Raw genomic sequence first — 5,795 nt, forward strand, 5'->3', positions numbered from 1 at the left:
GGGGACGGAGACGCTTACCAGCGACCGCCGCCGAAGCCGAGTCCGATGCTCGGGCCGCCGCCGCCGTAATAGCCTTGGCGATGGCCGTAGCCGCGGCGCTCATAGCCGCCGCGATAGCCGTAGCGTGGCTCGACGTAGCGCGGGCGGCTGCGGAAGCAGCGGCCGTATTCGTCGCACACCAGCCGCACCTGTTCGGTGCCGGTCGGGGCGATGCCCGAGGTCTGCACGGCAAGCGGGGCCGCGGAGGCCGCGGAGGTGAGGAGCGCGGTGGCCGCAGCCGCCGCCAGAGCGAGGATTTTCATGAGGTGTCCTTTGACTGTCGGAGCGAGCGCTTAGCGCCAGCCGCGATGGCGGCCGCGCGCCATGCCGTAACCCGGGCCGCGATGGCCGCGATACATGCCGGGACGCGGTCCGTAGCCGCGACGCATGCCGGGGCGCGGGCCATAGTAGCCGCGACGCACCACGTGGCGACGGCCGTATTGCGCCTCGACGACATTGTCGGTGGCGGCGGTGGTGGTCGCGGCGGCGGCAAGGCCGCCGGATACCGGCATCGCAGCGGCCGGCAGCATCAGGCCGAGGCCGAGGAATCCCGCAACGGCGGTCGCGATCAACATGCGTTTCATTGAATTCTCCTGGAAGGCGCCACAAGGCGCGCCCAACAAGCGTTGAGGCGGCGGATTGTTCCGGGGCAGGGGGAAATGAATTTTGCGCGGCGTTGAGTTTCTTGCGCGATCTGAATGTTTGAACGAGCGTCCGCAATCAGCGGCTGCCGTCGATCAGAGTGTCTCGGATTGACCATCGGCGGAAGGACGCCGCGATCTCGTCCGTAGGGTTAGCGCGAAGCGCGTAACCCACCGATCCGAAGTGCGCGGTCACGGTTTGAGCTGCTGCGGAGTTGGTAGTCCGGATGAAGTCCGTAGCCCGGATTACGCTTCGCTGCATCCTAGCAACAACCAAAGCGCCGTCATCTTGAGGCGCCCGAGCAAAGCGAGGGCCTCGAAGGGTGCGGCTACGTGCACGCGGTGAACTCCGACCGTGCGGCGCATCCTTCGAGACGCCCGGCTTCGCTGCGCTTCGCCGAGCTCCTCAGGATGACGGCGGTGGATGGAGTTAGTCCGTAGGGTTCTCGCTTCGTCCGGTGGCCGCTCCTCATGGTGAGGAGCGCGCCACTTGGCGCGCGTCTCGAACCATGAGGCCGCGTGGGAGCCTCAACCCCGCAGCCGATCCCTCGGGACGCGCGCTCCTCGGGATGAGGCCGTGGTTGAAGCATGTAGCCCGGATGGAGCGAAGCGAAATCCGGGAGAAAGACCTGCCGCCTCTCGCGAGATATCACGCTGGCAATCGCGACCTAGTTCCCGGATTTCGCTGCGCTTCATCCGGGCTACGCGCTACCGCACCGACTCCATTGACAATTTCCGGTTGCAGATTATATTCCTATCGTCCTGTCCGTGAGGGGCGCTTCTCGAGGGCGCTTTTGAAGCGGGACAGAGCGAGCGGCGGGGCGACCCGCCAAATACTCGCTGCCGAGAGGGAGGCAACTCCCACTCGGTCGACGCGGCGTCCCGCGCTGGTGCCTCGCAAGCACCACCCGGGAGGCCCCAGGCCACCGTCCGGGCCCACTACGAGGCTCTGCCACTTGCTGGTTGGCTGGACGCGGGACAGGTGAACGGCGAGAGATCGCCGGGATCGGCGGTGCGGAGTGCATCGCGCCTGTCCCCGGAAGCACGGTCCCGGGGCCCATAATCGCCGCAGCTGGCGCGCCGCAAGGCGACGCGCGGTTTGCGACTTGCCTTCGTAGGGCGAGCCGCGAAGCCGCGAAATTCCACCTCGCGCCGTGCGGCGCGCCATCCCCCTCATTTTTTTCGAGGGGCACTTCGCAAAGCTCGGGCGCAACGCGTCGCGAGATCGCGAACGCATATCCCGACTCATCGTGGCTGTTTGAAAATCGACTCCGGGATCGTGACGCGCAATCCCGCGCCCCACGCGCGGCGGTCATCGCCCGGCTTGACCGGGCGACCCAGTATTGCAGAGCGATCGATCGAGGGCCGCACATAGCCGCGATGGCTCTGCAATACTGGATCCCCGCTTTCGCGGGGATGACGGTTGATGATGCGGCAGCGCCGCGCAGCGCCAAGGCGCTGCTCCGTGTCCGGGACACAGGTTCTCTTTTGCATAAGCCGCAACAAAAAACGGGGCCGCAAGGCCCCGTCGAAATCCGCAAGCAGCTGAAAACAGCTTACTTGATCTTGGATTCCTTGAACTCGACGTGCTTGCGCGCCACCGGATCGTACTTCTTCTTGACCATCTTGTCGGTCATGGTGCGCGAGTTCTTCTTCGCCACGTAATAGAAGCCGGTATCCGCGGTCGAGACGAGCTTGATCTTGATGGTGACCGCCTTGGCCATGGTAAAAAACCTCGAAATGTCTGGAATCGGGCGCGGGCCAACGCTGCCGGCCTGCATTCGCGGCGCAACCTAGCTTGCAACGCGGCAAAGTCAAGGTTTGGGGTCAAATAACCCGCGCGATCCAGCCGATTCACGCGGTCGCGCCGTGCTTTTCGGGCGGATTGAGCGTCGGATCGCGCGCAAATTGCCGTTCCAGAAAGTCGAGCATCACCCGGGTCTTCTGCGGCAGCAGCCGGCGCGACGGATAGACCGCGTGAATCGGCGCCGGTTTCGGCTCGAATGCGGCGAGCAGCACCACCACCCGGCCGGTTTCGATCTCGTCGGTGAAATGCCAGATCGGCAACAGCCCGATGCCGAGCCCGGACATCACCGCCTCGCGGGTGCCCTCGGAATTCTGCGTCCGGAACGTGCCCTTGACCTCGTGGCTGAGCGGGCCGTCCGGCCCGTCGAACGGCCAGTGCACGGCGGCAGCGGCGCGGCTGAAGGCGACGCAATTGTGCCCGGCCAGGTCGCGGGGATGCTGAGGGATGCTGCGGCCCTGCAGATAGGCCGGCGAGGCGACCACGACGCGGCGGGTGCTGGCGATTCGCTTGGCGATCAGCGCGGTGTCGGGAATAGCCCCGGAGCGGATCGCCAGATCAATCGCTTCCTCGATCAGATCGGCGTAGCCGTCGTTCATCACCAGATCGACGCTGACGCCGGGATAGCGGGCGAAGAACGCCTTGAGATGCGGAATCACCCGCAGCCGCCCGAACACCACAGGGGTCGCGAGCCGCAGCGTTCCCGAGGGCCGGGCGCGGCGCCGCCCGACCGCCTCTTCGGCCTCGCTGACCGCCTCCAGCGCCAGCCTGGCGCGGTCGTAGAAGCCGCGGCCGTCGTCGGTCAGGGTCAGCTTGCGGGTGGTGCGGATGAACAGCCGGGCGCCGAGATGCTCCTCCAGCGCGGCGATCTGCCGGCTGACGGTCGGCTGGCTGGAGTTCTGCTCCGCCGCCACCCGGGTGAAGGAGCCGGCCTCCACCACTCGGACGAACACCTGAAACAGCGCGAGCGTATCGGTCATTCATTCATATTACGGATAAATCATATAGGGACAAGCCTCTACCCATCGTCGTGGCGCATGGGCAGATTGAGCGGGCGGGAGGCGGGGTCGAACCTTGGCTGTCGGCTAGGCTTTGCAACATTGGCCCGTCGCCAAACTCGAAGGTGAACCGATGACGTTGAATGTCCCGCCCGAAAAACTCGCCGATCCGCAACAGCTGCCGGTGATCGGCGCCGGGCTGACCTGGGCGATGGCGGTCGCGGCCGGAATCGCGGTCGCCAACATCTATTACAACCAGCCGATGCTCGGCATCATGCAGCGCGAGCTCGGCAATCCGACGCTGAGCGGGCTGATCCCGACCACGACCCAGCTCGGCTATGCGGTGGGCATCTTCCTGCTGCTGCCGCTCGGCGACCTGGTGGATCGGCGCCGGCTGATCGTCGTGCAGTTCGCCCTGCTGGCGGTGGCGACCGTGCTGGTCGCGCTGGCGCCGAACGCGTTGCTGGTGATACTGGCCTCATTGCTGGTCGGCGCCGGCGCCGCGGTGGCGCAGCAGATCGTGCCGTTCGCCGCGGCCCTGGCGCATCCGGAGCGCCGCGGCAAAACCATCGGCGCGGTGATGGCTGGCCTCTTGTGCGGCATCCTGCTGAGCCGGACGCTGGCCGGTTTCGTCGCGACGCAATTCGGCTGGCGCGAGATGTTCTGGCTCGCCGCGCCGTTGACGCTGGCGGCGACCGCGCTGATGGCGTGGCTGCTGCCGCGCAACGCGCCGCATCTCGATCTGCGCTACGGGCCGGCGCTGGCGTCGGTGGCCGGGCTGTGGCGGCGCCATCCGGCGCTGCGCCGCGCCACCTTGGTGCAGGCGGCGCTGTTCGGCTCGTTCAGCGTGTTCTGGACCGTGCTGGCGCTGCATCTGCAGGAGCCGAAATTCCACCTCGGTGCTGACGCCGCCGGGCTGTTCGGCATCGTCGGCGCGGTCGGCATTCTGGCGGCGCCGCTCGCCGGGCGGATCGCCGACCGCCGCGGCCCGCGGCTGGTGATCGCGGCGGGCGCGCTGATCGGCGCGGCGTCGTGGCTGTTGTTCGGCTTCTGGGGCACGCTGCCGGGCTTGGTGCTCGGCGTCATCGCGCTGGATTTCGGCGTGCAGAGCGCGCTGATTTCCAATCAGCACGTGGTGTTCGCGCTGGAGCCTGCGGCGCGCAGCCGCATCAATACCGTGTTCGTGACGGGCATGTTCGTCGGCGGCGCGTTGGGCTCGGCGGGCGCCACCTTGGCCTGGGGCTTCGGCGGCTGGCCGGCAGTGTGCGGCTTCGGTGCGGCGCTGGCGCTGTCGGCGCTGATCCTGGAATGGCTCGGCCGCGCGCGGCAGCCTGGTCATTGAGCCGGGACCCACTAACTATCAATCGTCACAGTGTGGAGCTTCAAAATGGATGTTGGATTTATCGGCGTCGGCAGCATGGGCGCCGCGATGGTGCCCAATCTGGTCAAGGCGGGGCACCGCGTCAGCGTCTGGAACAGAAATCCGGAGGCTGCGCGCGCGCTCGACGGCGTCACCGTGCTGAACACGCCGGCGGAGGCATTTCAGAACGACGCGGTGATCACCATGCTGTCGGACGACGCCGCGGTGCGCAGCGTGATCCTGGAGTCCGGCGCGCTCGCCGCGGCACGCAAGGACTGCGTCCATGTGATGGCGGCGACGATCTCGCTTAGTCTGGTCGATGAGCTCGCCGAGCAGCACCGCGCGGCCGGCATCGCCTATGTGGCGGCGCCGGTGTTCGGCGTGCCGGCGGCGGCCGCCAAGGCGCAGCTCAACGTGGTCACCGCCGGCGACGCCGCCGCGATCGCCAGGGTGCAACCGCTGTTCGATGCGATCGGGCAAAAGACCTGGAAGCTCGGCCGCGATCCGAAGCAGGCCAATGTCGCCAAGATCGCCGGCAATCTGATGATCACGCTGGCGATCGAGGCGATGGGCGAGGCCACCGCGCTGACCGAGAGCTACGGCCTCAGCGCTGCGGACTTCCTGCCGATCGTCACCAATTCGATCTTTGCGAGCCCCAGCTATCAGCGCTATGGCGGCTTCATCGCCGCCAAGACCTACGAGCCCGGCTTCAAGCTCACGCTCGGCTTGAAGGACGTCAATCTGGCGTTCGCCGCGGCCGATGCCACCAACACCGTGCTGCCGGCGGCCGCGATCGTGCGCGAGAACATGCAGGGCGCGGTGGAGCAGGGGCTTGGCGCCAAGGACTGGTCGATCCTGGGTCGTCCGTGAAGATCCCGGACACGCGCCGATTTAGGCGTATTGCATCGATCCGATGACGCGGCAGAGCGCGGCGAACAGGGCGCGCAAAAGCC

The 5,795-nt window shown here is 67.1% G+C and carries 6 protein-coding genes; 2 read left to right on the forward strand and 4 right to left on the reverse strand.

Annotated features, from left to right (window positions below):
• Positions 1–14: 14 nt before the first annotated feature.
• The 4 genes from HNR60_RS14815 to HNR60_RS14830 form a co-directional block, all read right to left on the reverse strand.
• Positions 15–302 (reverse strand): hypothetical protein, encoded by a 288-nt coding sequence (locus tag HNR60_RS14815; RefSeq protein ID WP_184258771.1) that lies wholly within the window; start codon positions 300–302, stop codon positions 15–17.
• Between the two features lie 30 nt (positions 303–332).
• Entirely contained in the window at positions 333–623 is a 291-nt protein-coding gene (locus HNR60_RS14820) for a hypothetical protein (protein ID WP_184258773.1), read from the reverse strand.
• 1,613 nt (positions 624–2,236) lie between these two features.
• Complete coding sequence (rpmG, locus tag HNR60_RS14825) at positions 2,237–2,404, reverse strand: 50S ribosomal protein L33 (protein ID WP_011472688.1); 168 nt, start codon at positions 2,402–2,404, stop codon at positions 2,237–2,239.
• A 130-nt stretch (positions 2,405–2,534) separates the two neighbouring features.
• Positions 2,535–3,464, reverse strand: coding sequence for a LysR family transcriptional regulator (locus HNR60_RS14830; RefSeq protein ID WP_184258775.1), 930 nt, complete (start codon positions 3,462–3,464; stop codon positions 2,535–2,537).
• 151 nt (positions 3,465–3,615) lie between these two features.
• On the opposite strand from HNR60_RS14830, the gene HNR60_RS14835 reads away from it, so the two are divergent.
• Together HNR60_RS14835 and HNR60_RS14840 are read left to right on the forward strand one after the other, a co-directional pair.
• Positions 3,616–4,824 (forward strand): MFS transporter, encoded by a 1,209-nt coding sequence (locus tag HNR60_RS14835; RefSeq protein WP_184258777.1) that lies wholly within the window; start codon positions 3,616–3,618, stop codon positions 4,822–4,824.
• Between the two features lie 45 nt (positions 4,825–4,869).
• Positions 4,870–5,712: an NAD(P)-dependent oxidoreductase gene (locus HNR60_RS14840; RefSeq protein WP_184258779.1), complete on the forward strand. Its 843-nt coding sequence runs from the start codon at positions 4,870–4,872 to the stop codon at positions 5,710–5,712.
• Positions 5,713–5,795: the final 83 nt, after the last annotated feature.

This window comes from Rhodopseudomonas rhenobacensis, assembly GCF_014203125.1.
GTDB classification, from domain to species: domain Bacteria; phylum Pseudomonadota; class Alphaproteobacteria; order Rhizobiales; family Xanthobacteraceae; genus Rhodopseudomonas_A; species Rhodopseudomonas_A rhenobacensis.

What these genes read in the sequence shown, in the direction of transcription:
- HNR60_RS14830 (WP_184258775.1), bottom strand. Translation starts at nt 3,464, where the DNA reads ATGACCGATACGCTCGCGCTGTTTCAGGTGTTCGTCCGAGTGGTGGAG.
- rpmG (WP_011472688.1), bottom strand. Translation starts at nt 2,404, where the DNA reads ATGGCCAAGGCGGTCACCATCAAGATCAAGCTCGTCTCGACCGCGGAT.
- HNR60_RS14820 (WP_184258773.1), bottom strand. Translation starts at nt 623, where the DNA reads ATGAAACGCATGTTGATCGCGACCGCCGTTGCGGGATTCCTCGGCCTC.
- HNR60_RS14815 (WP_184258771.1), bottom strand. Translation starts at nt 302, where the DNA reads ATGAAAATCCTCGCTCTGGCGGCGGCTGCGGCCACCGCGCTCCTCACC.
- HNR60_RS14835 (WP_184258777.1), top strand. Translation starts at nt 3,616, where the DNA reads ATGACGTTGAATGTCCCGCCCGAAAAACTCGCCGATCCGCAACAGCTG.
- HNR60_RS14840 (WP_184258779.1), top strand. Translation starts at nt 4,870, where the DNA reads ATGGATGTTGGATTTATCGGCGTCGGCAGCATGGGCGCCGCGATGGTG.